Genomic DNA, 23,582 nt, shown 5'->3' with positions numbered 1-23,582 from the left:
CTTTTTTTATTGCCATGTCGGCCGGGAATTACTGACGGATCAGCCGGAAGATGGCGTAGCCAGGGTGCTGGGCATCATCCATCGGCAGGGTGGACTTGTACTCCAGATCCGCACCGGCCAGCTGCTTGGCCTCCTCGCGGGGCGAGGAGTAGAGCCGCACGTCCACGTTGGCCGGCAGGGCCTTCATGTGCCAGTTGTTGTTGGCCGCCGGGCTGAAGCCGGCCGGGTTGTCGGCAGACTGGGCCTTCAGGTACTGGGCGATGATCTCGCGCGTCTCGAAGGGGTCTTCATGCACTATGTTGCTGCCGTCGATGCCCGGGAAGTGGCCGCCGCCGCTGGCGCGGTAGTTGTTGGTCACCACGTAGAACTTCTGGGCTGGATCGATCGGCTGGCCATTGAAGGTGAGGCTGCTGATGCGCTGGCCGTCGCTGACCTTGGCCCCTTCCTTGTTGTAACGGGCCGGCTGGGTGATATCCACCTCATAGTTGACCCCGTCGATCACGTCGAAGTTGTAGGTGGGGAACTTCTCGTTCACCAGCCACTGCACCTCGGTCTTGCCGGTATCGATCTGGTTGAACTGGCCGGCACTCATCTCCAGCCACTCCTTGACGGTGGCCCCGTTCACCTCGACCACCTGCAGGGTGTTCGGATAGATGTAGAGGTCGGAGACGTTGCGCAGGGAGATGTCACCCTGAGCCACATAGGTGAAGTCATTGATGCCGTTGCGACCGCCACGGAACGGCGCCGCCACCGACAGGATGGGGTAGGACTCCTTGAGCAGACCGTCTTTTTGCAGCTGTTCGGCATGCTTGCGCTGGGCATCGCTCACCAGCTGCACCGAAGGATCATCCTGCACCAGGGCGAAGAAGCTGTGGATGGAGGAGGTGATCTTGCCAAGCGGCTCGTCCAGCCACTGGTTGGTGGCGTCGTGGTCGGCCTGTACCAGGTCCACCACCCGTTGATCCACCGCGCTGCCCTCGCTGGAGTCGATCTTGCGCAGGCTGGCCTGGCTCTGTTTCACCTGCCACTTGCCGTCCACCTGCTCCAGCTTGAGGTCGATGATGCCGAGGTGGTTGCCCCAGTAACCCGGCATCACGGTCGGAATACCGCTCAGGGTGCCGGCCTTGTTGTCCACCTCCGGCAGATCCGGGAAGTCACCCGGGAAGTTCTTGTGGGCGTGGCCCAGCATCAGGGCATCGACCCCCTTCACCTTGGCCAGGTGCCAGGCGGAGTTCTCCATCATCGCCTCGTAGCTGCTGGCGTTGATGCCGGTGTGGGCCACCACTACGACTATGTCAGCGCCCTTGGCGCGCAGCTCGGGCACATAGTGGTTGGCGGTCTCGACCATGTCGGCCACCACCACCTTGCCTTCCAGGTGACGCTTGTCCCACTGCAGCACCTGCGGCGGGGTCAGCCCCAGGATGCCGACCTGGACGGTCTGCAGCTGGCCCTTGTCATCCTTCACCTTGCGCTCCAGCAGCAGGTAGGGGGTGAACTTGTTGCCGCTCCAGTCTATTTGCCCCTTGGCATCGCGCTTGAAGGCGCCCGCCTCGAACACGTTGGCGTTCACATAGGGGAACTTGGCTCCCTGCAGGGTCTTGGTGAGGTAATCCAGCCCGTAGTTGAATTCGTGGTTGCCCAGATTGCCGGCATCGTAGCCGAGCTCGTTCATCGCCTTGAACACCGGGTGGGCCTGCTTGTCGAGGTAACCGGCACCGGACTGCTCGAAGATGTAGTCCGCCAGCGGCGTGCCCTGGATCAGGTCGCCGTTGTCGAGCAGCAGGTTGTTGGGGTTTTCGGCGCGGGCCGCGCGGATCAGCAGCGCGGTGCGGGAGAGGCCAAACTTGCGATCTTCCTTGTTCTGGTAGTAGTCGTAGCCCAGCACGTTGGAGTGGATATCGGAGGTCTGGATCAGACGCAGGGCAACCTCACCCGGTTGCGCCTTGCTGTCGTTTTCATTGCTACAGGCAGATAACAGCACGATGGCTGCAATAGCACCCAGCTTCATGGTTTTATTCACTGTCTTGTCCCTTTTATTATGAGTGTCGCTTTACCAGCGACGGGAATTTAACAGACGAATATGTCAGCGCATGAAGCCGGGATTAATTTTTATGAGGTGCGGCACAAAAATAGCCTTATGACGCCAGCAGAGCCCCGCTCGCCAGTTGCAACGCCAGCCCCAGCATGATGAAACCAACAATAGTATCAATAGCTTGCTGAACCCTGCCGCGCGCAAGCCAGGGCGAGAGGGCAGCCGCCCCGAACGCCAGGCTGTAGAACCAGACCAGCGAGGCCAGCATGGCCCCGGCCGCAAAGGCCGGCCGCAACTCTTCGGCAAACTGGCTGCCGAAGGAGCCGAGCAGCATCAGGGTGTCCAGGTAGACGTGGGGGTTGAGCAGGGTCACCCCGAGGGTCATGGCCAGCACGCTCTTGACCCCCATCAACTGGGGCGAGTCCGCAAGCTTGGCTCCCTGCCCGCGCCAGGCACTGCGCAGGGAACGGATACCGAACCAGCCGAGAAACAACACGCCGCCCCAGGTCAGCAGGGCCAGGCCGATCGGGCTGGCCGCCAGCAGGTTGGCTCCGCCAAACACCCCGATGCCGATCAGCACGAGATCGCACAGGCAGCAGAGGGTCGCCGTCAGCAGGTGGTGGTTGCGGTGGATGCCCCGACTCAGCACGAAGGCATTCTGGGCACCGATGGGAATGATCATGGCAAGGCCGAGGGTGAAGCCTTGCAGGGTGGTAGCAAACATGGATGAACCGTCCAGCAGAGTGATTGGACGGCACTATAAAGGGGGCCGTTCTATTTAGAGAAATTCATTGATCTGCTGAGCCATTGGTTTTGCTAATGACTGCACGACAGGCATAACCCCTTCGGGGCAGAAGGGCCGCCATTCGGCCATGACTGTCAATTGCAGGATCTGACAATTGTTAGCCAATCACTCTGCCCCGAGAATCATCGGGTTTTATTGCATCAGCTTGGGGAAGTTGGTGACCACGACCTGCTCGAGATTGGGCAGCAAAATGCCACTGCTCACCCCCTTGGCGATGGCCTGGTAGCGATTCATCGACCCCGTTTTACGGGTGACCTGATTGAGGTGGTAGTTCACGGTTCGCTCCGTGATCCCCAGGATGCAGGCGATTTCACCCGACGTTTTCCCTTCACTGGCCCAGAACAGGCATTCGGTCTCCCGGTCAGTCAGGGCCTCCTGAGGGTCATCTTCCCGCAGACTGACCCGCACAATCCGGATCGCCGCCTCGAAGATGTAGTTGGACATCCAGGAGAGGATGGGCGAGGACTCCAGCAGCAGCTCGCTCGATGCCCGCTCGGCGGTGATGAACGACAGTATGCCGTTCTCCCCTGCCGCACCGTGCAACGGGAACGAAATTCCGTTGCGCAGCCCGAACTCCGCCGCCAACCCCATCACGTCAAGACTGCCCTCTTGTAGAAAACGCGCCCGCTCATCCAGCCGGTTCCAATAAATGGGCAAGGTCTGCTTGCGGGCCAATTGAATGATGGGATCACAGGCCAGCATATGGTTGGCCGTGTAGGCCTGCACCCAGGAGTCTGGGCACTGGTTGAACAGCACCACCTTGGGTCTTTGCATCGACATGGGAATGATCAGCGCAAACCGGTAGTAGTCGTAACCCATACCGAGCGTGAACCGACCGATCAACTCGGCCAAACGATCCCCGTCCGTTACCGAAGTGAAATGTTCGAGGTACTCAAGCAGTTGGTCTTGTTTCATATGCTAGCCCCCCTGGCCAGGGCCTCGATTATAGCGCCGAACACTGAAATGGAGACATCTGAATGCTTGTTTTCAAAGGAAAATTAAAAGAACACCCCAGATGGGAGGTAGAAAACGAGCTTTATCGCTTTCGCAATCGCGTCTTCTCCGATCGCCTCGGCTGGGATGTGGAATCCCACCGCGGTCTGGAGCAGGACAGTTTCGATACCCCTGATACTCACTGGGTGCTGATCGAAGACGAGGAAGGCCTGTGCGGCTGCATCCGTCTGCTCAGCTGTGCCCAGGATTACATGCTGCCCAGCATCTTCCCCACCGCCCTCGCCGGTGAAGCCCCGCCGCGCAGCAACGACGTGTGGGAGCTGACCCGACTCGCCATCGATGCCGAACGGGCTCCCCGGCTCGGCAACGGCATCAGCGAACTGACCTGCATCATCTTCCGCGAGGTCTATGCCTTCGCCAAGGCTCAGGGGATCCGCGAGCTGGTTGCCGTGGTCAGCCTGCCGGTAGAGCGGATCTTCCGCCGTCTCGGCCTGCCCATCGAACGGCTCGGTCACCGCCAGGCGGTGGATCTGGGGGCCGTGCGCGGGGTCGGGATCCGCTTCCATCTGGATGAGCGTTTCGCCCGTGCCGTCGGCCAGCCCCTGCAGGGTGCCTATGACGAGGCGCGCGAACTGGTCACCGAATAAAGGCGACACAAAAAAATCCCGGGGTAAGACCCGGGATTAAAAGTTCTCGCTATGGCCCGTTTCCACCCCATGCAAAAACGGACGCAAAAGAGTATCCCCTGAATACCTTTTGACCACCACTGTCACATCTCACAGTGACAAACCCGCTTTGACCCCGCAGCCCTTGTCACGCCTGGTCTGCCGACATTTTCAGCGTTCTCCGGTTGTTCTCCCGCCACCACTTGAGTAGCATCCCTTCTCAATTCCCTCTGTTGATAAGGCATGCTGATGAAGGCGTTGGATTACAAGCTGCTGCTGGCGCTGGATGCGGTGATGCAGGAGCAGAACTTCGAGCGGGCCGCCCAGCGCCTGCACATCACCCAGTCCGCCATCTCCCAACGCATCAAGCAGCTGGAGCAGCAGTTTGCCGAGCCGCTGCTGATCCGCGGCCAGCCGCTGCAGGCCACCGCGCTCGGGCAGAAGCTGCTGGCCCACTACCGTCAGGTGCGCCAGCTGGAGCTGGAACTGGCCGGCGAACTCTCCCCCGCCGAGCCGCAGGCGCCGATCCGGGTCAGCATCGCCGTCAACGCCGACAGCCTGGCTACCTGGTTTCTGCCGGCCCTGGCCCCGCTGCTGGAGCAGCACCCCATCGAGCTCAACCTGCTGGTAGATGACGAGAGCCGCACCCTGGATCGGGTGCGCGAGGGGCAGGCGTTCGGCGCCGTCAGCCTGCACGGCCAGCCGCTGGCCGGCTGCTGCGTCGACGAGCTCGGCGAGATGCGCTACCTGCTCACAGCCAGCCCCGCCTTCGTCGCCCGCCACTTCCCGCAGGGGCTGACCCTGGCTGCGCTGGCCAAGGCGCCGGCGGTGGCCTTCGATCAGCGCGACGACATGCACGTCAGCTACATGGCCCGCCACTTCGGGCTGGAGCCCGGCGGCTACCCCTGCCACACGGTGCGCTCGTCCGAGGCCTTCGTCGCCATGGCCGAGCAGGGGCTGGCCTGCTGCCTGATCCCGGAATTGCAGATCCGCCGCCAGCTGGCGGAGGGCAGCCTGCTCGATCTCAGCCCGGACCAGCATCTGGTCGAGCGGCTCTACTGGCACCGCTGGGTGCTGGAACGGGGGCTGCACAAACAGATATCCCAGCGTCTGATCGAGCAGGGTCGCCGGGCACTGCAACCCGGCTGAACCGGCCATTCACCTTGGCTTTGGAGGGGTAAAAACGTATAGTGCTGGGCGATCCGTCATCAGGTCTCCACCCAGGTTTTCCACTTCAGGTTCCTCACTTATGTTCCAAGACAATCCGCTGCTGGCCCAGCTCAAGCAACAAATCCGCGAAAACATCCCCAAGAAAGAGGGTGTTATCCGCGCCTCCGATCGCGGCTTCGGCTTCCTGGAGGTCGATGAGAAGACCAGCTATTTCGTGCCGCCTCCCTACATGAAGAAGGTGATGCACGGTGACCGGGTGAGCGCCCTGATCCGTACCGAAAAAGAGAAGGAAGTGGCCGAGCCGGATGCCCTGCTGGAGCAATCCGTCACCCGTTTCGTGGCTCGCGTCAAGATGTTCCGTGACCGCCTCAACGTGGTCGCCGATCACCCGCTGATCAAGGATGCCATCAAGGCCCGCGTCAAGAAGGGGCTGGACGAGAAAGAGTTCAAGGAAGGGGACTGGGTGGTTGCCACCCTCAAGCGTCACGCCCTGGTGGACGGCAACTTCTCTGCCGAGATCACCCAGAAGATCGCCTCGCAGGAAGATCACAACGTGCCCTGGTGGGTGGTGCTGGCGCGCCACAACCTGGCCCAGGTCGAGCCGGCGGATCTGCCGGAGTGGAAGGTGATCGAAGAGGAAGAGCTGCCGCGCACCGATCTGACTGCGACCCCCTTCTTCACCATCGACGGCGCCAAGACCAAGGACATGGACGATGCCCTGGCCATCCGCAAACTGGACAACGGCTGGGAGCTGCTGGTGGCCATCGCCGACCCGACCGCCTACGTGGCCGAGGGCAGCGAGCTGGACAAGGAAGCCGCCCAGCGCGCCTTCACCGTCTACATGCCGGGCCGCAACGTGCCGATGATCCCGCGCACCCTCTCCGACGAGCTCTGCTCCCTGAAAGAGGGCGAGGAGCGCAACACCCTGTGCGCCCGTCTGCTCATCGCCGAGGATGGCCTGCTGCTGGAGGAGACCGAGTTCTTCGCCGCCCGCATCAGCTCCCACGCCCGTCTCACCTATGACGACGTCTCCGACTGGGCCGAGCACGGCAAACAGCTGGATATCGACGCCGGCGTGCTGGCCCAGCTGCCGCTGATGAAGGCGATGACCGAGGCGCGCATTGCCTGGCGCACCGAGCACGCTCTGGTGTTCCCGGATCGTCCCGACTACGACTTCGAGCTGGGCGAGAACGGCGAAGTGCTGGCCATTCACGTCGAGCCGCGCCGCATCGCCAACCGCATGGTGGAAGAGTCGATGATCGCCGCCAACATCTGCGCCGGCCGCGTGCTCGGCAAGCAGGTCGGCTACGGCATCTTCAACGTTCACACCGGCTTTGACGAAGAGTCCCTCGACGGCGCCATCGATCTGCTGAAAAGCGCCGAGGCCCCGTTCGAGAAAGAAGAGATCGCCAGCCTGTCCGGCTTCTGCGCCCTGCGCCGCTGGATCGACAACCTGGACACCCGCTGGCTGGACGGCAAGATCCGCCGCTTCCAGAGCTATGCGCTGATGTCCGCCGAGCCGGGCGCCCACTACGGCCTGGGGCTGGATGCCTACGCCACCTGGACCTCCCCGATCCGCAAGTACGGCGACATGGTCAACCATCGCCTGCTGAAGGCCGTCATCGCCGGCAAGACCCCGGGTGAGCGCCCAAGCCTGGAGCTCACCGAGCACCTGACCGCCTGCCGCCGCCTGCACCGCATGGTGGAGCGCGACATCGGCGACTGGCTCTATGTCCGCTACCTCAAGGCCGATGCCGGCACCGACAAGGTGTTCAACGCCGAGATCATCGACGTGATGCGCGCCGGCCTCAAGCTGCGTCTGCGCGAGAACGGCGCTGTGGTGTTCATGCCCGCCCGCCATATCCTGGACAACAAGGATCGGCTGGAGTGCAACTGGGACAACGGTCGTGTCTATCTGGACAAGACCGAGGTGGTCTACGAGCTCGGCCAGATCATCGAGGTCAAGCTGACCGAAGCGGTGGAAGAGACCCGCTCCCTCATCGCTAAGCCGGCGGTGGAGCTGGTGCCGGGCCCGGCGCCGGTCGCCCCGACCAGCGAAGCCGATGCCGCGCCTGCCGACGAGGCCCCCAAGGCCGAATAAGCCAGGCCTCCCCACCTTGTAAAAAGCCCGCACTCTGCGGGCTTTTTTATTGGACCATGCCACCCGCCGAGTCCGGCGATCATTTTTTGTACGTGCCGAGCTTGCCAGTTGCTCGTTACGGACATAGAGTGAACCCACAAATGAACGAACGTTCGCTCATGTTAAGTTTTCAGGCAAGAGGCATCCCCATGACCACCAACAACCTGCGGCTGGAGCAGCGACGCGAACAGATCATCCAGGCGGCGCTCGGCTGCTTCATCGAGCGGGGCTTCCACCAGACCGGCATGCGCGACATCGCCGCCGCCGCCGGGGTGAGCCTCGGCAACCTCTACAACCACTTCGCCCGCAAGGAGGAACTGATCGCCCTGATCGCCTCGCTGGAGGCGGCCGAGCTGCAACCCCTGCTGGATGAGCTGGTCCAGGGGCCGGCCCGGGCGGCGCTGGCCCGCTTCGCCGCCGGCTACCTCGCCTGGTCGCTGACCCCGGAGAACCTGCTGCTCGGCACCGAGATCCTGGCCGAGCTGACCCGCCACCCCGAGATGGCAGCCACCTTCGCCAGCAACCAGCGCCAGCTGTGCGATACCCTGGCGGCGGCGGTGCGCCGTGGCCAGCAGGCGGGGGAGCTGGCTGCACACCTGCAACCGGATCTCACCGCCCAGCTGCTGCTGGACGCACTGGAGGGGCAGGCGGTGCGCCACGCCCTGGCCCTGCATCCACAGCAGGCACCGGTGGAACAAAGGTTGCCGTCCCTGCTGGACCAGCTGCTGGGTCCGGCCCGCTGATCACCCCAAGGAGTCACCACCATGACGACCCCGCACAATCGACTGGAAGGACTGGATCTGGCCCGTGCCATGGCGCTTATCGGCATGGTGCTGGTGAATTTTCGCATCGCCATGGGGGTGTTGGCGGGGGGGCCGACCTGGCTCAAGCCCCTGCTGGATGCACTGGAAGGGCGCTCCGCCGCCAGCTTCGTGGTGCTGGCCGGCATCGGGCTGGGGCTGTCGACCCGCAAGCTGGCGTGGTCGGCGGCCATGAGCCACACCGCTAGGCGAGCCCTGTTCCTGCTGATCGTGGGGCTGCTCAACTACCTGGTGTTTCCAGCCGACATCATCCACTACTACGCCGTCTACTTTCTGCTGGGGGCCTGCTGTCTCCGGCTTCCCTCCCCTTGGCTGCTGGCTCTGATCCCGCTGCTGGCGGCAAGCTTCGTCGGCCTGCTGTTCCTGCTCGATTACGATCGGGGCTGGCAGTGGCACAGCTTCAGCTATCCCGAGTTCTGGACCCTGGCCGGCTTCATCCGCAATCTGCTGTTCAACGGCTGGCACCCGGTGGTGCCCTGGCTGGGCTTTCTGCTCTACGGACTCTGGCTGAGCCGTCAGTCTCTGGCCAATCCGGTCACCCAGCGCTGGCTGCTGGCCGGCGGGGTGAGTGCCATGGCGCTGGCCAAGGGGCTGTCGCTCTGGTTGCCGACCCTCTTGCCGAACCCCGAGCTGGCGCCACTGCTGGCGACCCAGCCCATTCCCCCGGCGCCGCTCTACCTGCTGTTCGGCATGGGTGCGGCCAGCACCCTGATCGCCCTCTGCCTCTGGCTGGGACGCGCCCTGCCCGAGGCCCGCTGGTGGCGAGTGTGGCTGCCGGTCGGCCGGCAGACCCTGACCCTCTATCTGGCCCACATCATGCTCGGCATGGGAGTACTGGAGGCCATCGGCTGGCTGCAGGGGCAGGATCTGCCCGAGGTGGTGCTGGCCGCCAGCCTCTTCGCCCTGGCGGCGCTGCTGTTTGCCAATCTCTGGAATATGCGCTTCGAGCGAGGCCCGTTGGAGTGGCTGATGCGTCGGCTCTGCGGCTGAAGAACATCATGAAAAACTGAAAGTGGGTTACAAAATAATTGACTCATTGGTTATTTTGATGTGGATTCAAGCAATCCATCGTCAATACCCTCACTTTTCAGGTCAGACGAATTGCTCCAATTGAATACAAATAATGAAAGTGAGAATTGGATCACATTGACATCGGGTTTGCGCAAACAGCAAAGGGTGATTTGTGTCACATAAAAACGATGCTGGCGGCAGTAAAGATCGAAATGTAGCCGAAATACAGAGAGTGAATGTGATCGACATCACTATGAAGGGAGGGGGGTGGTCGTGGTATTTGAGAGATGTGTCACAAGACACCCCGTTTTCAGCCTAATTTGATCACAAGCTGGTAGATTGAAGTTGCTTAGACGACAGGGATGGCGGTTCGGCAAAACCGGCCAGCCCGACTACCACTTTTAATCAAACAGGCTTAAAACGGGGTCCCGACATGTTATCACCGGATACCAAAGTCAAGATACAGAATTTTGGACGCTTCCTGTCCAATATGGTCATGCCCAACATAGGCGCCTTCATCGCCTGGGGCTTTATTACCGCCCTCTTCATCCCCACCGGCTGGCTGCCGAGCGAAACCTTGGCCAAGCTGGTCGGCCCCATGATCACCTACCTGCTGCCGCTGCTGATTGGCTATACCGGCGGCAAGCTGATGGGCGGTGAGCGCGGCGGCGTGGTCGGTGCCATCACCACCATGGGCGTCATCGTGGGGACCGACATTCCCATGTTCATGGGCGCCATGATGGTCGGCCCGCTCGGTGGCTGGGCCATCAAGCGTTTCGACAAGGCGATGGAAGGTCGCGTCAAGAGCGGCTTCGAGATGCTGGTCAACAACTTCTCCGCCGGCCTGATCGGCATGCTGCTGGCGATCCTCGCCTTCTTCGTGATCGGCCCCTTCGTCAAGGTGCTCTCCGGCGTACTGGCCGGTGGCGTCGGCTTCCTGGTGGACAACAACCTGCTGCCGCTCACCTCCATCTTCGTTGAGCCGGCCAAGATCCTGTTCCTCAACAACGCCATCAACCACGGCATCTTCTCGCCGCTGGGGATCCAGCAGGCGACCGAGCACGGCCGCTCCATCTTCTTCCTGATCGAAGCGAACCCGGGCCCGGGCATGGGCGTGCTGCTGGCCTACATGGTGTTCGGTCGCGGCGCCGCCAAGCAGTCCGCTGCCGGTGCCTCCATCATTCACTTCTTCGGCGGCATCCACGAGATCTACTTCCCGTACGTGCTGATGAACCCGCGCCTCATCCTGGCGGTGATCGCCGGCGGCATGACCGGGGTGTTCACCCTGACCCTGTTCAACGCAGGTCTGGTCTCCCCCGCCTCACCGGGTTCCATCTTCGCCGTGTTGTTGATGACGCCGAAAGCCTCCCTGATCGGGGTGCTGCTCTCCATCGTCGCCTCCACCACCGTCTCCTTCCTGGTCGCCGCCGTGTTCGTGCGTGCCCAGCAGCCGGAAGCCGACGAGGCCGATGCCCTCGGTGAAGCTACCCGCAAGATGAAAGCCATGAAGGGTGCCAAGCCCGAGACCGCAGCGGCCAAGAAGCCGGGCGGTGAACTGATGGCAGTGCGCAACATCGTGGTCGCCTGCGATGCGGGCATGGGCTCCAGCGCCATGGGCGCCGGCCTGCTGCGCAAGCGGGTGCAGGCCGCCGGCCTCGACATCAGCGTCACCAACCGCGCCATCGATCAGCTCGACGATCAGGTGGACTGGGTCATCACCCACAAGGATCTGACCGAGCGGGCCCGTCGCCACGCGCCGCACGCCCACCACATCTCGCTCACCAACTTCCTCGACAACGGTCTCTATCAGGAGCTGGTACAGAGCCTGACCCAGGCCGCCAACGATGACGTCGCCAACCCGCAACTGCTGGTAGCCGCCAACGACGACAGCTACGAGCCGCAGGCCGCCGAGGTGTTCACCCTGAGCCGTCATGACGTGCACCTTGGGCTCAAGGCCGACAACAAGGAGGCCGCCATCCGGGCTGCCGGCAAGCTGCTGGCGGAGCGGGGCTACGTGGCGCCCGACTACGTCAACGCCATGCTGGAGCGCGAACAGCTGGTCTCCACCTACCTCGGCGAATCCATCGCTGTGCCGCACGGCACCATCGCCGCCAAGGAGTTTGTGAAGCGCACCGGTATCGTCATCTGCCAATACCCGGCCGGGGTCGCCTTCGGCGAGGCGGCCGATGAAGTGGCGCGGCTGGTGATCGGCATCGCCGCCCGCAACGACGAACACATGCAGGTGATAACCCGCCTGACCAATGCACTGGACGAACCCGGCCTCATCGACCGGCTGGCCAGCACTCAGGATCCCCAGGAATTCCTGGATCTGCTGGGTGCCGAACAGGCTGCCTGATCGTCCTTCATCGTCTTTGGTTCAAGAGGTTAATATCATGAAAACATTGCATTTTGGTGCCGGCAACATCGGTCGCGGCTTCATCGGCAAACTGCTGGCTGACGCCAGCCACCAGGTCACTTTCGCCGACGTCAACGAGACCCTGATCGATCAGCTCAACCACCGCCAGGAGTACAAGGTGCACGTGGTAGGGGCGGATCAGAAGCTGGACGTGGTACGCAACGTGGCGGCGGTGAGCTCCGCCGGCCACGAGGTGATCGCCCGCATCATCACCGCCGATCTGGTCACCACCGCGGTCGGCCCCAACATTCTGGACAAGATTGCCAGCACCCTGGCCAAGGGGCTGCAGGCCCGCTTCGATGCCGGCAACCTGACGCCGCTCAACGTCATCGCCTGCGAGAACATGGTGCGCGGCACCAGCCATCTCAAGCAGGAGGTACTCAAGTACCTGCCGGTCGCGTATCATGCCACCCTCGACGCCTGCATCGGCTTCGTCGACTCGGCGGTGGATCGCATCGTTCCGCCGGCGGCGGCCAACGATGATCCGCTGGAAGTGACGGTAGAGAGCTTCAGCGAGTGGATCGTCGACCAGACCCAGTTCAAGGGCGAGCTGCCGCAGGTGGCGGGCATGGAGCCCACCGACAACCTGATGGCCTTCGTCGAGCGCAAGCTGTTCACCCTCAACACCGGCCACATCGTCACCGCCTACCTCGGCAAGCTGAGGGGCTATCGCACCATCCGCGAGGCGATCGAGGATCCGCTGATCCGCAGCAAGGTACGTCGCGCCATGGAGGAGAGCGGCGCCGTGCTGGTGCAACGCTATGGTTTCGACCCGCGCCTGCACGCCGCCTACATCGAGAAGATCCTGGCCCGCTTCGCCAACCCCTATCTGGTGGACGAGATTGACCGGGTCGGCCGTCAGCCGCTGCGCAAGCTGGCGGCGGGGGATCGGCTGGTGAAGCCGCTGCTCGGCACCCTGGAGTACGGCCTGCCGAGCGATCACCTGCAGGAGGGGATCGCCGCGGCGCTGCACTATCGCAACGCCGATGACCCGCAGGCGGTGGAACTGCAACAGCTGCTGGCGGAGCTGGGCCCGGCCCAGGCTCTGGCTCGCATCACCGGCCTGGCTGCCGACAGCGACATCGTCAGCGCCATCGTCACCCGTTATGGCAATTTGAAGTGACCTGATGGGGCGCACTCACCGCCAAGCAGCCGCATCAACCGGTTGAATGGCATGGGAATTTGCCCCATATGATAAAAACCGGGAGAGAGGTCCACTCTCTCCCTGTCAGCTGGACCCAATGCACTTATGACCACACACCAGGAAGATGAAGTACTGGAGCGACTGAACGAGCAGGATGGCCCTCGCGGCTTCTTTCTCGAGGTCGTGACCATCCTGGAAGAGGCGGTCGACTCTCTGATGCGACGCGCGTTCCGTCAGGAGGAGTATGCCGTCAAATACGCCATCGAACCCCTGCTCAACCAGAGCGGCCCTCTCGGCCAGCTGGAGGTGCGCCTCAAGCTCATCTTCGCCCTCGGCCTCATCTCCCTCGAGCGCTATCAGGATCTCGAGGCTTACCTGAAGATCCGCGATTTTCTGGTGCGCGACCCCAAGGATTACCGCTTCAGCGACAAGCCGATCCGCGATCTGCTGGCACGTCTGCACGGCGTCAGCCAGGGCGGCATGATGCCGCAGGAGGCCCCCGCCAACGAGGAGGACTGGCCCTTCTACCAGATGCAGCTGAACCGGCTCGATCAGGTGGTGCGCTCGGCGCTGGTGCTGGCGGTGGCCGACTGCGTCACCGAACTCCACAAAGAGAGTCCCATCTAATCCGGCTGGTGGCCGCAGCCAGCGGCCACACCCCGCCCCTCTCCCGCGGCCATGCCCCCGTGACGCCCGCTGTCGCGCGATCCGCTTCTCCCCTTGTTCCCGCCGCCGGCTGGTGTCAATCTGACCATCTTCCCCACTACACTTCCTCTGGGTTCATCGCCTTAATCGAGGTCTGCATGATTGCTCTCTCCCTGGCCGGGATCGCCCTGGTCTCAGTGCTGGCCCAGTGGCTGGCCTGGTCGCTGCGGGTGCCCGCCATCCTGTTTCTGCTGCTCACCGGTCTGCTGCTTGGCCCGGTCAGCGGCCTGCTCGACCCCGACGCCCTGCTCGGCGACCTGCTGTTTCCGCTGGTCTCCCTGTCGGTCGCCATCATCCTGTTCGAGGGGGCGCTGACCCTGCACCTGGCCGAGCTGAAAGGGATCGGCAAGGTGGTGCGCAACCTCTGCTCGGTGGGCATGCTGGCCAGCTTCGCCGTCATCGGCAGCGCCGGTTACTTCCTGCTGGGGCTGGACTGGCGGGTCGCCATGGTGCTCGGCGCCGTGCTGGTGGTGACCGGCCCGACCGTGGTCGCCCCCATGCTCAACGTGATCCGCCCGACCCGGGAGGTAGACCGCATCCTGCGCTGGGAGGGGATCGTCATCGATCCCATCGGCGCCCTGTTTGCGGTGCTGGTGTTCGAGGCAGTGCGCCTCGGCAGCCAGGGTGATCTCATCGGCCACACCCTGCTGGCGCTAGCCAAGACGGTGGGGGTAGGGTCGCTCATCGGGGTCGGCGCCGGCTGGCTTACCACCCTGCTGATCCGCAAGGACTGGCTGCCGGTCAGCCTGCACAAGTTCGGGGTGCTGGCGCTGGTGCTGGTCACCTTCAGCCTCTCCAACTGGCTCAGCCACGAATCCGGCCTGCTGGCGGTCACCGTGTTTGGCATCTGGCTCGCCAATCAGGAGGGGCTGGATCTGGAGGAGGTGCTGGCCTTCAAGGAGGATCTCGCCGTCATCCTCATCTCCTCCCTGTTCATCCTGCTGGCGGCCCGCCTCGATCTGGCCCAGCTCTGGCAGCTCGGCCCCATGGTGCTGGCGCTGCTGTGCGTGGTGCAGTTCGTGGCGCGCCCGCTCTGCATCCTGGTCTCCACCTGGGGCTCGGATCTCTCCTGGCGGGCCCGCGCCCTGCTCGGCTGGATCGCACCGCGCGGCATCGTGGCGGCGGCGGTCAGCGCCTCCTTCGCCATCAGCCTGCACCAGGCCGGCATTCCCGATGCCGACAAGCTGGTGCCGCTGGTGTTTGCGGTGATCATCTCTACCGTGGTGCTGCAGAGCCTCACCTCGGCGCCGCTGGCCGGCCTGCTCAAGATGCGCCAGAGCGCCCCCAACACCTGGCTCATCATCGGGGCCAACTCGGTGGCGAGGGCCATCGGCCGGGCCCTGGCGGATCAGGGGGTGCCGGTCCAGCTCTGCGATCCGGCCTGGGAGTTCTGCCGTCAGGCGCGGATGAGCAACCTGCCCTGCTACTTCGGCAACCCGCAATCCGAACACGCCGAGCTGCACCTGCCGCTCACCAGCATCAGCACCGTGCTGGCGCTCTCCCCCAACCGCCACAACAACGCCCTCGGCGTGCTGCACTTCGCCCACCTCTACGGCGAGGAGAAGGTCTACTCCCTGCGCTCCAGCGAGCAGCACGGCAAGGCCAATCGGGAGAGCGCCACCTTTCGCGCCCGCCAGAACCTGTTCGGTCCCGAGGTCAACTACGCCCGGTTGAGCGGCCTGCTGAGCCGGGGCGGCCAGATCAAGGCGACTCGGCTGAGTGAGACGTTCGACTGGACCCAGTACCAGGAGGCCAACCTGGGCGCCATTCCGCTGTTCGTGCTGGACGGCAAGGGACGGGCACGCATCGTCACCGGCCCCGTCGAACCGCTGGCCGGGGAGCTGTTGATCGCCCTGCAGCCGCCTAAGGAGACGGCCGCCCCATGAGCGAGACCCGGCCCAACCCGCTGTTGGCCCCGCTGCTGACACTGCTGCGGCAGGCAAGCGGCAGCTACAAGGTGCACGAGCTGCTGGCCGAGCTGCGCCGCCAGGAGGTCATCCCACCCCTGCCGGGAGATGAGCAGCTGCAGCTGTTTCGCCTCAACTTCCTCATCATGAACGCCCTCTACCAGCTGCAGGCCGAGCTTCATGGCGAAGGGTGGTGGCTGGTGATCAGCACCCTGGATATCCGGCTCGAACCGCTCGCTACCCGCGAGGGGGCAAGCGCCCTCGCCCAGGGCGAGGCGCTGCGCAGTTACTACCTTGACTGGCAGGTGTTCTGGCAGACCGATCGGGAGGAGGTGGAGGCGCTGCTCGGCAGCTTCTGGCGGGCCTGTGAGCGGGATGAACACAGGGCCGAGGCGCTAACCCTGTTCGCCCTGCCGACCGGGGCGCAGCCCGATGCCATCCGCCGCCGCTGGCGGGAGCTGGCGCTGCAACACCACCCGGATCGCGGGGGCGATGCCGACACCTTCATCCGTCTGCGCTGGGCCTGGGAGCACCTCAAATCGGCCAAATGAGCCGGCCGACCCCGACCGCAACCACTAGACTTGAAGTGGCATCAAGCGTCACGGGAGGATGTCATGACAGTCAGCGAACTTCGCCAGCTCTATCAGCAACAAGCCTTCAAGGAAGCCGAGATCCTGCAGGACGCCATCCTGCCCGGCTGGATCGTGGAGTTCAGGGGTCAGGACGGCAAGCTGTACGAGATGACCGACACCCTGGGCTGCCCCCGTTACTTCGGCTCGGTCGAGGAGGCCCGCCAGCACGTGCACCTAGTGGCGGATTGCCCGATCCAGGTCGAGCATCTCTACCGCTTCTTCGAACGCTGAGGGATCGGCAGGCTCAAAAAAGGCTCCCGCGGGAGCCTTTTCTCATTCCGGTTGCAGGGGATCCACCCCCTTGCCCTCCAGCCGCCTGACCGGCTTTTGCAGGATCAGGTTGGCCGGATAGGTGACCAGATCGCCGTTGTCATCGCGCACCCGCACGTAGAACAGACCGATCTCGGTGATGACCCCGGTGACCGAGTCATCCTTGTCGAGGATCCGGATCCGGTCGCCAATCTTGTAGGGAAAGGCGAAGAAGATGGTGATGCTGGCGGTGATGTTGGAGAGGATCGACCACTGCGCCACCATGGCGACGCCCAGCACCGCGAAGAAGGAGGAGGCCAGCACCACCAGCCGCGAGAAGTCGAGCCCCCACACCCCGGCCAGGATCAGCAGGGTGGCGCAGCCGAGCAGGAAGTGGAACACGTGCTCCACGTAGAGCACCCGGTTCTCGCTCACCTGCCGGGTCTGGGCCAGCGCCAGCAGGCTCTTGTGAATAAGCCCGCGAATGAGGGTGTGACCCAGCAGCAACAGCAGGGTCACGCCAAAAGATTCCCATGTCGTCATGTCTGCTCCTTACCACCAGCGCCGATGCTTGAGCCAGACCGCCAGCCCGGTCGCCAGCGCCACCAGGGAGCCGCAGAAGATCCAGAAGGCGGTCGGGCTCTCGGCCCCGGGAATGCCCCCCAGGTTGATGCCGAACAGGCCGGTCAGGAAGCTGGCGGGCAGGAACAGCAGCGCCATCACCGACATCTGGTAGGCACGGCGGTTGGTCGCCTCCGCCATCAGGTTGTTGATCTCGTCCGCCAGCACGGCGGTACGCGCCACCCCGGCATCCAGATCGTCCAGCCAGCGCCGCAGCCGGTCGGCGATGTCCAGCAGACGCCGCCGGTCATCTTCATCCAGCCAGCTGATCTTCTCGTTGGCGAGGCGCGCCACCAGATCCCGCTGCGGCGAGAGGTAGCGGCGGATCATGATGAGCTGCTTGCGGATCAGCGCCAGCCTGCCGTTGGCGGGCAGGTCGCGCATCAGCACCATCTCCTCCAGATCCAGGATCTGATCGTGCAGCTCCTCGACGAACTCCCCGGCCCGGTCGGTCAGGGCGTCGCAGATCTCCACCAGCCAGTCGGCCGGGGTATCGGCGCCGCCCCCCAGCTTGAGCTGGTTGAACACATCCTGTTCCGACAGCAGCGGCCGGCGCCGGCTGCTGATGATGAGATCCGGGGTGATGTAGATGCGCAGCGCCACCATCTCTTCCGGCCTGTGATCCTTGTTGTGGTTGATGCCGCGCAGGATCAGCAGCACCGTCTCCCCCATCCGGACCAGCTTGGGGCGATTGCTCTGACCGAGCAGCGACTCGCGCGCCGCATCATTGAGCAACGGGGTCTGCAGCAGCCAGCGCGCCGCCTCCGGATTGCCGTAGTCCAGATGCAGCCAGCCCGGCTGCTGCGCCGGTATCTCGCTGCCCGCCACCAGTGGCTGCATGCCACCCCTGCCATCCAGGGTCAGGCCATAAATTACGTCACTGGGCACCCGATCCATCTGCTCGTCCTTTTCGCTCATGTTCATCGGCCCAGCTTACACCAAAGCCGGGCCCGACTCAGCCCCGGGGCAGCCGCCCCGCGCCGGCCGTGTTAAGATGCGCCACTCGTTTCAGACACAGGAAGCCCTGCCATGCCCATCTGGGTTGATGCCGATGCCTGCCCCATTCCGGTCAAGGAGATCCTTTACCGCGCCGCCCACCGTGCCCAGGTCGTCACCACGCTGGTGGCCAATCAGGGGCTGCGGGTGCCCCCCTCCCCCTTCATCAAGACCCAGCAGGTGGAGAAGGGCTTCGATGTGGCAGATCATGTCATCGCCCAGCAGGTCAAACCCGGCGATCTGGTGATCACCGGCGACATCCCGCTCGCCTCCTGGGTGATCGATGCCGGCGGCGAGGCGCTCAATCCCCGCGGCGAGATCTACACCCGTGAGACCATCAAGGCGCGGCTCGGCATGCGCAACTTCATGGAGGAGCTGCGCTCGGCCGGGGTGCAGACCGGCGGACCGGCCCCCCTCAACGCGGCCGACAAGCAGCGCTTCGCCAACGCCCTCGACAAGTGGCTCATCCGGGGCAAGCTGAGTTGATTGCCCCCTCCCCGGCCGGCCGCCGGGGAGACCCATTCATTTCCCTTTGCGCTTAATTCTTTCTTAAGGCAGGTGAACTAACCTTGTGGCTGTTGACCCAACCACCCGCAAGGAGCAAGCAATGAAACTGACCCCCCTGTTGTTACTGATCCCCCTGTTGAGCGGCACAGCCCTGGCCGATCCCCAATGTACCCAGGCCGACAAGAGCAAGTGGATGAGCGAAGCCGACGCCCAGCAGCAGATCAAGGCGATGGGCTACGACATCAAGAAGTTCAAGGTCACCAAGACCAACTGCTACGAGATTTACGGTTGGGACAAGGAGAAGCGCAAGGTCGAGATCTACTTCGACCCGACCGATCTGAAGAAAGTGAAAGAAGAGATCGACGAATAATCCGGCCATGGGCCGGTCTCCTGCCGGCCCTTTCTATGGAGCCACGCCATGACAACCTCTGAAGTGAAAGTCTGGGATCCCCTCATCCGGGTGTTTCACTGGGCCACCGTCACCCTCTGCCTGCTCAACTTCTTCGTGCTGGAAGAGGGCAGCAAGCCCCACAAATATGCCGGCTACACAGTGGGCATCCTGCTGATCATCCGCCTGCTGTGGGGGCTGGTTGGACCCCATTACGCCCGCTTTGGCCAGTGGTGGCCGACCCCGGCCCGGGTACGCTACTACCTGCGTCAGCTGGCCCAGAGGCGTCACCCCTACTACCTCGGCCACAACCCGGTCGGCGCCCTGATGATCTGGCTGCTGCTGCTGTCGCTGGTCGGCACCGTGGTCACCGGCTGGCTCACCACCTGGGATGCCTTCTGGGGCGAAGACTGGCTGGAAGAGCTGCACGGCATCATTGCCAACACCCTGATGGCCGCCGTCGGCGTCCATGCGGCCGTGGTGATCCTGACCGATCGCCTCACCCGCAGCGACCTGGTGCGCGCCATGGTGCTGGGCAAAAAACGGGTGCCTGCCGACGCCAAGGTGGAAGATCCGCGCAGTTAATGACCGGGCTGCCCCTCGGGCCCCGGTTTTTTGCTGCAATGGCCCGCGACACTGGTAAGATGCGCCGCCATTTTCCCATGTCGTAGCCATCATGACCGCCCAAGGGCACCTGCTCTTCTCCGTTACCTGCACCCTACTCGCCCACAAACTCCAGCTGACGCCGGCCCTGGCCGACGCCAGCCTGTGGCACACCATTCCTGCCGCACTGGCCAGCGCCCTGCTGCCGGACCTCGACCACCCCAAGTCGGTGCTGGGGCAACGCCTGCCCTGGATCTCCAAACCCTTGTCACGACTGTTCGGCCATCGCGGTTTCACCCACAGCCTGCTGGCGGTGGCCGCCGCCATCTGGGGACTGGATCAGAGCCTGGCTCCCGCCATGCTGCCCACCGGCGTCAAGGATGCTCTCATCATCGGCTACCTCAGCCACCTGCTGGGAGACTGGCTCACCCCGGCCGGCATTCCGCTGCTGTGGCCCAGCAAGCGCCGCTACCGGCTGCCGGGCTGGCCGCTCAAAAGCGGCGGCGCCGTCGAGACCGGCTTTTGCACCCTCACCCTGCTGGCCGCCGGTTACTGGGCCCACTGGCCAGGCTAGCGGTCCGTCAGGCCAGCTAGCGCCTGCTGTCGCCCCAAAAAACAAACCCCTGCCGAGGCAGGGGTTTGTCATGGTGAGAGCGGGTGGCGGTATTACAGCATCACACCGGCAATCACGGCGGAGAGCAGGCTCACCAGGGTGGAGCCGTACACCAGCTTCAGACCGAAGCGGGAGACCATGTTGCCCTTCTCTTCGTTCAGCGCCTTCACCGCACCGGCGATGATGCCGATGGAGCTGAAGTTGGCGAACGACACCATGAAGATGGAGAGGATGCCGATGGTGCGCGGAGAGAGCTGGGCCGCGATCTTGCCCAGATCCATCATGGCCACGAACTCGTTGGTCACCAGCTTGGTCGCCATGATGGAGCCGGCTTGCAGCGCTTCACCACTCGGGATGCCCAGGATCCAGGCGATCGGGTAGAAGAGGTAGCCCATGACGAACTGGAAGTTGACGCCGAATGCCATCTCGAACAGGTAGTTGATGAGGGCAATCAGGGCGATGAAGCCGACCAACATGGCACCCACGATGACCGCCACGGTGAAACCGGCCATGATGTACTCGCCCAGCATCTCGAAGAAGTTCTCTTTCTTCGGGCTGTGGTGCTCGTCACCTTCGGCCAGCGCCTTGGCGTCGGTCACGGTATTGTCCGGCTCGTAGGGGTTGATCAGCGACAGCACGATGAAGGTGCTGAACATGTTGAGCACCAGCGCGGCCACCACGTAGCGCGGCTCGATCAGCTGCATGTAGGCACCGACGATGGACATGGAGACGGTGGACATGGCAGTGGCGGCCAGGGTGTACATCTGCTTCTCGTTCAGGTGCGGCAGGATGTTCTTGAGCGCGATGAAGTTCTCGGACTGGCCGACGATCATGGAGCTGATGGCGTTGAAGGACTCCAGCTTGCCCATGCCGTTGATCTTGGCCAGCACGGTACCGATGCCGCGGATCACCAGCGGCAGCAGACGGATGTACTGCAGGATACCGATCAGCACGGAGATGAAGACGATGGGCATCAGTACCATCAGGAAGAAGGAGAAGGCCCCTTCATTGACCAGGCCGCCGAACACGAAGTCGGTACCCTGTTTGGCAAACTCCATCAACTTGGTGAAGCCGGCCGCGAAGCCACCCACCACCGCCAGACCCACTTCGGAGTTCAGCATGAACCAGGCCAGCGCCAGTTCGACCACCAGCAGTTGGCCGATATAACGCAGTTTGATCTGTTTCCAGTTGTGGCGGTTGGCCAGCAAAGCAAGAGCGAGGACCATCACGAGTCCGAGCACAAAGTGAACGTATTCCATACCAGTAGCACCTGAGTAATTTGTAATTTTTTGACCGGCGCCATCATAGACATTTGCATATTTAAAAATCAGATAGCCATCACAATCTGCGGTAAAAATATGCATGTTGGATAATACAAACGTTTTTAAATTAATTAAACGCTCACGCAAGCATCTAATCATTGTTCAATAAACATAAAAATCATTAAAAAACATATAGTTAAAAATAAGCCATTCAGTCTGAATGGGTTATTTTCACAGCTTTCTCACATTTATTTAAAACCTGGCGAATGGCGTCATAGCGGTGAGGTTAAATTTACTGCGAATTTATTTAATCAAATCAAAATGACAAACGTTTATCTTATTTGCGATGAATGACCCGGCTTCTTTCAGCTAATTCCCGAAAGGCAGTGGGGTATTTTCAGACGAGCCGGACAACATGCCGCCACCGTTTTTCCCCGGCGGCGGCCCCGTCATCGTCGCCGTCCAGTCGTTCAAAAATCCGCCACACCCGGCAGCGCTTTCTGATACAATGCGCGCCCTTGCGCACGGCGCAGCCCGTTTTCTCCGATATAGAGTCTTTTTGTGAACAACGAATTTAGCAGCCTGAACCTCTCCCCCGCCCTGCAGGACAACCTCGCCAGCCTGGGTTATCTGCAGATGACCCCGATCCAGGCCCAGAGTCTGCCCCTGGTACTCGATGGCAAAGACCTGATCGCCAAGGCAAAAACCGGTAGCGGCAAGACCGCGGCCTTCGGCCTCGGCTTGCTTGCCAACCTCGATGTCAATCGGCTCGAGGTGCAGGCGCTGGTGCTCTGTCCGACCCGCGAGCTGGCCGATCAGGTTGCCACCGAGATCCGCCGTCTTGCCCGCACCCTGCCCAACGTCAAGCTGGTCACCCTGTGCGGCGGCACCCCGACCGCACCGCAATCCGCCACCCTGAGCTTTGGCGCCCACATCGCCGTCGGCACCCCGGGCCGGATCCTCAAGCACCTGGAGCAGGGCACCCTCGAGCTGGACGGCCTCAAGACGCTGGTGCTGGACGAAGCGGATCGCATGCTGGACATGGGCTTTGGCGAAGACATCAACCGGGTCATCAGCCACGCCCCGCGCGACCGCCAGACCCTGCTGTTCTCCGCCACCTATCCGGAGGGGATCGCCCAGATGAGCCGCGGTGTGCAGCGCAACCCGGTCGAGGTGAGCGTGGAGTCCCTGCACGAAGACAGCGCCATCGAGCAGAAGCTGTATGAAGTGCCGGCCGGTCAGCGCCTCGACGCCCTCGGCTGGTTGCTCAGCCACTACCAGCCGAGCTCCTGCGTGGTGTTCTGCAACACCAAGCGCGCCTGCAACGACGTGGCCGATCACCTGGCCGCCAAGGGCTTCTCGGCGCTGGCGCTGAACGGCGACCTGGAGCAGCGCGAGCGGGATCAGGTACTGGTTCGTTTCGCCAACGGCAGCGCCACCATCCTGGTGGCCACCGACGTGGCCGCCCGCGGCCTCGACATCAAGGAGCTGGGCGCCGTCATCAACTACGAGCTGACCTACGACCCCGAGGTGCACGTGCACCGCATCGGTCGTACCGGCCGCGCCGGCCAGCAGGGTCTGGCCCTGAGCCTCTACCAGCCGAACGAGGCCCAGCGCGTCAACTTCATCGAGGAGTACCAGCAGGCCCCCATTCCCCAGGGCGACCTGGCCGGGATCGGCCGCGACATCAAGCCGATCGCGCCGCAGATGGTGACCCTCTCCATCGATGCGGGCCGCAAGAGCAAGGTGCGTGCCGGTGACATCCTCGGCGCTCTGACTGGCGAAGGCGGCATTGCCGGGGCCGATGTGGGCAAGATCCAGATTTCCGAGCAGTACTCCTACGTGGCGGTGAAGCGCCAGGTGGCGAGCGCCGCCCTCAAGCGGCTGCAGGAAGGCAAGATCAAGGGGCGCAGCTACCGCGCTCGCAAGCTGGGCTAAGGT

22 protein-coding genes are annotated in these 23,582 nt (G+C 63.1%); 16 read left to right on the top strand and 6 right to left on the bottom strand.

Annotated elements, in window-relative coordinates:
* Positions 1-28 precede the first annotated feature (28 nt).
* From C2U40_RS00885 to C2U40_RS00875, 3 genes are all read right to left on the bottom strand, one after another.
* Positions 29-2,008, bottom strand: coding sequence for a bifunctional 2',3'-cyclic-nucleotide 2'-phosphodiesterase/3'-nucleotidase (locus tag C2U40_RS00885; RefSeq protein WP_181014755.1), 1,980 nt, complete (start codon positions 2,006-2,008; stop codon positions 29-31).
* A gap of 127 nt (positions 2,009-2,135) precedes the next feature.
* Positions 2,136-2,756, bottom strand: coding sequence for an L-lysine exporter (gene lysE / locus C2U40_RS00880; protein WP_011704530.1), 621 nt, complete (start codon positions 2,754-2,756; stop codon positions 2,136-2,138).
* Positions 2,757-2,969: 213 nt separating this feature from the next.
* The gene (locus C2U40_RS00875; RefSeq protein WP_103827347.1) at positions 2,970-3,752 is read right to left on the bottom strand and encodes a LuxR family transcriptional regulator; all 783 of its coding nucleotides are present in this window, start codon (positions 3,750-3,752) and stop codon (positions 2,970-2,972) included.
* A 62-nt stretch (positions 3,753-3,814) separates the two neighbouring features.
* Here C2U40_RS00875 and C2U40_RS00870 point away from each other — a divergent pair, with 62 nt between their 5' ends.
* The 11 genes from C2U40_RS00870 (at position 3,815) to C2U40_RS00820 (ending at position 16,633) form a co-directional block, all read left to right on the top strand.
* Positions 3,815-4,438, top strand: a complete 624-nt coding sequence (locus tag C2U40_RS00870) for an acyl-homoserine-lactone synthase (protein WP_011704528.1) — start codon at positions 3,815-3,817, stop codon at positions 4,436-4,438.
* Between the two features lie 267 nt (positions 4,439-4,705).
* Entirely contained in the window at positions 4,706-5,605 is a 900-nt protein-coding gene (locus C2U40_RS00865) for a LysR family transcriptional regulator ArgP (protein ID WP_011704527.1), read from the top strand.
* Positions 5,606-5,705: 100 nt separating this feature from the next.
* The gene (locus C2U40_RS00860) at positions 5,706-7,727 is read left to right on the top strand and encodes an exoribonuclease II (protein WP_029301884.1); all 2,022 of its coding nucleotides are present in this window, start codon (positions 5,706-5,708) and stop codon (positions 7,725-7,727) included.
* Between the two features lie 188 nt (positions 7,728-7,915).
* Positions 7,916-8,509 (top strand): TetR/AcrR family transcriptional regulator, encoded by a 594-nt coding sequence (locus tag C2U40_RS00855; protein WP_168755569.1) that lies wholly within the window; start codon positions 7,916-7,918, stop codon positions 8,507-8,509.
* Positions 8,510-8,530: 21 nt separating this feature from the next.
* Complete coding sequence (locus tag C2U40_RS00850) at positions 8,531-9,577, top strand: DUF418 domain-containing protein (RefSeq protein ID WP_103827345.1); 1,047 nt, start codon at positions 8,531-8,533, stop codon at positions 9,575-9,577.
* 454 nt (positions 9,578-10,031) lie between these two features.
* Positions 10,032-11,954 carry a PTS mannitol transporter subunit IICBA gene (locus C2U40_RS00845; RefSeq protein WP_016349321.1) on the top strand — a complete coding sequence of 641 codons (1,923 nt, stop codon included), beginning with the start codon at positions 10,032-10,034 and terminating at the stop codon, positions 11,952-11,954.
* 37 nt (positions 11,955-11,991) lie between these two features.
* A complete protein-coding gene (locus tag C2U40_RS00840) occupies positions 11,992-13,137 on the top strand; it encodes a mannitol-1-phosphate 5-dehydrogenase (protein ID WP_016349320.1) in 1,146 nt (381 codons plus the stop codon).
* Between the two features lie 126 nt (positions 13,138-13,263).
* A complete protein-coding gene (locus C2U40_RS00835; RefSeq protein ID WP_005308438.1) occupies positions 13,264-13,785 on the top strand; it encodes an MltR family transcriptional regulator in 522 nt (173 codons plus the stop codon).
* A 176-nt stretch (positions 13,786-13,961) separates the two neighbouring features.
* A complete protein-coding gene (locus tag C2U40_RS00830) occupies positions 13,962-15,749 on the top strand; it encodes a cation:proton antiporter (RefSeq protein ID WP_181014751.1) in 1,788 nt (595 codons plus the stop codon).
* Positions 15,746-16,321: a DNA-J related domain-containing protein gene (locus C2U40_RS00825; RefSeq protein WP_029304511.1), complete on the top strand. Its 576-nt coding sequence runs from the start codon at positions 15,746-15,748 to the stop codon at positions 16,319-16,321. The genes C2U40_RS00830 and C2U40_RS00825 overlap by 4 nt, the downstream gene beginning before the upstream one ends.
* Before the next feature lie 63 nt (positions 16,322-16,384).
* Positions 16,385-16,633, top strand: a complete 249-nt coding sequence (locus tag C2U40_RS00820; protein ID WP_011704519.1) for a hypothetical protein — start codon at positions 16,385-16,387, stop codon at positions 16,631-16,633.
* A 42-nt stretch (positions 16,634-16,675) separates the two neighbouring features.
* Here C2U40_RS00820 and C2U40_RS00815 read toward each other — a convergent pair whose 3' ends face one another.
* Positions 16,676-17,194, bottom strand: a complete 519-nt coding sequence (locus tag C2U40_RS00815; RefSeq protein ID WP_103827343.1) for a mechanosensitive ion channel domain-containing protein — start codon at positions 17,192-17,194, stop codon at positions 16,676-16,678.
* 9 nt (positions 17,195-17,203) lie between these two features.
* Entirely contained in the window at positions 17,204-18,196 is a 993-nt protein-coding gene (gene zntB, locus C2U40_RS00810; protein ID WP_029301878.1) for a zinc transporter ZntB, read from the bottom strand.
* Positions 18,197-18,301: 105 nt separating this feature from the next.
* On the opposite strand from zntB, the gene C2U40_RS00805 reads away from it, so the two are divergent.
* The 4 genes from C2U40_RS00805 to C2U40_RS00790 all read left to right on the top strand — a co-directional run bounded on the left by C2U40_RS00805 (position 18,302) and on the right by C2U40_RS00790 (position 20,340).
* On the top strand, positions 18,302-18,754 hold the full coding sequence (locus C2U40_RS00805) for a YaiI/YqxD family protein (protein WP_011704516.1): 453 nt from the start codon (positions 18,302-18,304) through the stop codon (positions 18,752-18,754).
* 121 nt (positions 18,755-18,875) lie between these two features.
* A complete protein-coding gene (locus C2U40_RS00800) occupies positions 18,876-19,145 on the top strand; it encodes a PepSY domain-containing protein (protein WP_103827342.1) in 270 nt (89 codons plus the stop codon).
* A 48-nt stretch (positions 19,146-19,193) separates the two neighbouring features.
* Positions 19,194-19,748 (top strand): cytochrome b/b6 domain-containing protein, encoded by a 555-nt coding sequence (locus C2U40_RS00795; RefSeq protein ID WP_103827341.1) that lies wholly within the window; start codon positions 19,194-19,196, stop codon positions 19,746-19,748.
* A gap of 91 nt (positions 19,749-19,839) precedes the next feature.
* Complete coding sequence (locus C2U40_RS00790) at positions 19,840-20,340, top strand: metal-dependent hydrolase (protein ID WP_103827340.1); 501 nt, start codon at positions 19,840-19,842, stop codon at positions 20,338-20,340.
* A 92-nt stretch (positions 20,341-20,432) separates the two neighbouring features.
* On the opposite strand, the gene C2U40_RS00785 is transcribed toward C2U40_RS00790, so the two are convergent.
* Positions 20,433-21,638 (bottom strand): NupC/NupG family nucleoside CNT transporter, encoded by a 1,206-nt coding sequence (locus C2U40_RS00785; RefSeq protein ID WP_016349310.1) that lies wholly within the window; start codon positions 21,636-21,638, stop codon positions 20,433-20,435.
* Positions 21,639-22,202: 564 nt separating this feature from the next.
* Here C2U40_RS00785 and dbpA point away from each other — a divergent pair.
* On the top strand, positions 22,203-23,579 hold the full coding sequence (gene dbpA / locus C2U40_RS00780; protein ID WP_011704511.1) for an ATP-dependent RNA helicase DbpA: 1,377 nt from the start codon (positions 22,203-22,205) through the stop codon (positions 23,577-23,579).
* Positions 23,580-23,582: the final 3 nt, after the last annotated feature.

This window comes from Aeromonas sp. ASNIH4 (assembly GCF_002934425.1).
Taxonomy (GTDB): domain Bacteria; phylum Pseudomonadota; class Gammaproteobacteria; order Enterobacterales; family Aeromonadaceae; genus Aeromonas; species Aeromonas hydrophila.
The sequence above is the reverse complement of the archived record's forward strand: the minus strand, read 5'-3'. Positions and strand labels throughout refer to the sequence as shown.

Excerpts from the sequence above, each read along its gene's own strand:
- lysE (WP_011704530.1), bottom strand. The coding sequence starts at position 2,756 with ATGTTTGCTACCACCCTGCAAGGCTTCACCCTCGGCCTTGCCATGATC.
- C2U40_RS00875 (WP_103827347.1), bottom strand. The coding sequence starts at position 3,752 with ATGAAACAAGACCAACTGCTTGAGTACCTCGAACATTTCACTTCGGTA.
- C2U40_RS00820 (WP_011704519.1), top strand. The coding sequence starts at position 16,385 with ATGACAGTCAGCGAACTTCGCCAGCTCTATCAGCAACAAGCCTTCAAG.
- C2U40_RS00855 (WP_168755569.1), top strand. The coding sequence starts at position 7,916 with ATGACCACCAACAACCTGCGGCTGGAGCAGCGACGCGAACAGATCATC.
- C2U40_RS00805 (WP_011704516.1), top strand. The coding sequence starts at position 18,302 with ATGCCCATCTGGGTTGATGCCGATGCCTGCCCCATTCCGGTCAAGGAG.
- C2U40_RS00840 (WP_016349320.1), top strand. The coding sequence starts at position 11,992 with ATGAAAACATTGCATTTTGGTGCCGGCAACATCGGTCGCGGCTTCATC.
- C2U40_RS00885 (WP_181014755.1), bottom strand. The coding sequence starts at position 2,008 with ATGAAGCTGGGTGCTATTGCAGCCATCGTGCTGTTATCTGCCTGTAGC.
- C2U40_RS00790 (WP_103827340.1), top strand. The coding sequence starts at position 19,840 with ATGACCGCCCAAGGGCACCTGCTCTTCTCCGTTACCTGCACCCTACTC.
- C2U40_RS00825 (WP_029304511.1), top strand. The coding sequence starts at position 15,746 with ATGAGCGAGACCCGGCCCAACCCGCTGTTGGCCCCGCTGCTGACACTG.
- C2U40_RS00835 (WP_005308438.1), top strand. The coding sequence starts at position 13,264 with ATGACCACACACCAGGAAGATGAAGTACTGGAGCGACTGAACGAGCAG.
- C2U40_RS00785 (WP_016349310.1), bottom strand. The coding sequence starts at position 21,638 with ATGGAATACGTTCACTTTGTGCTCGGACTCGTGATGGTCCTCGCTCTT.
- C2U40_RS00830 (WP_181014751.1), top strand. The coding sequence starts at position 13,962 with ATGATTGCTCTCTCCCTGGCCGGGATCGCCCTGGTCTCAGTGCTGGCC.
- C2U40_RS00795 (WP_103827341.1), top strand. The coding sequence starts at position 19,194 with ATGACAACCTCTGAAGTGAAAGTCTGGGATCCCCTCATCCGGGTGTTT.
- C2U40_RS00870 (WP_011704528.1), top strand. The coding sequence starts at position 3,815 with ATGCTTGTTTTCAAAGGAAAATTAAAAGAACACCCCAGATGGGAGGTA.
- zntB (WP_029301878.1), bottom strand. The coding sequence starts at position 18,196 with ATGAACATGAGCGAAAAGGACGAGCAGATGGATCGGGTGCCCAGTGAC.
- C2U40_RS00865 (WP_011704527.1), top strand. The coding sequence starts at position 4,706 with ATGAAGGCGTTGGATTACAAGCTGCTGCTGGCGCTGGATGCGGTGATG.
- C2U40_RS00850 (WP_103827345.1), top strand. The coding sequence starts at position 8,531 with ATGACGACCCCGCACAATCGACTGGAAGGACTGGATCTGGCCCGTGCC.
- C2U40_RS00800 (WP_103827342.1), top strand. The coding sequence starts at position 18,876 with ATGAAACTGACCCCCCTGTTGTTACTGATCCCCCTGTTGAGCGGCACA.
- C2U40_RS00845 (WP_016349321.1), top strand. The coding sequence starts at position 10,032 with ATGTTATCACCGGATACCAAAGTCAAGATACAGAATTTTGGACGCTTC.
- C2U40_RS00860 (WP_029301884.1), top strand. The coding sequence starts at position 5,706 with ATGTTCCAAGACAATCCGCTGCTGGCCCAGCTCAAGCAACAAATCCGC.
- C2U40_RS00815 (WP_103827343.1), bottom strand. The coding sequence starts at position 17,194 with ATGACGACATGGGAATCTTTTGGCGTGACCCTGCTGTTGCTGCTGGGT.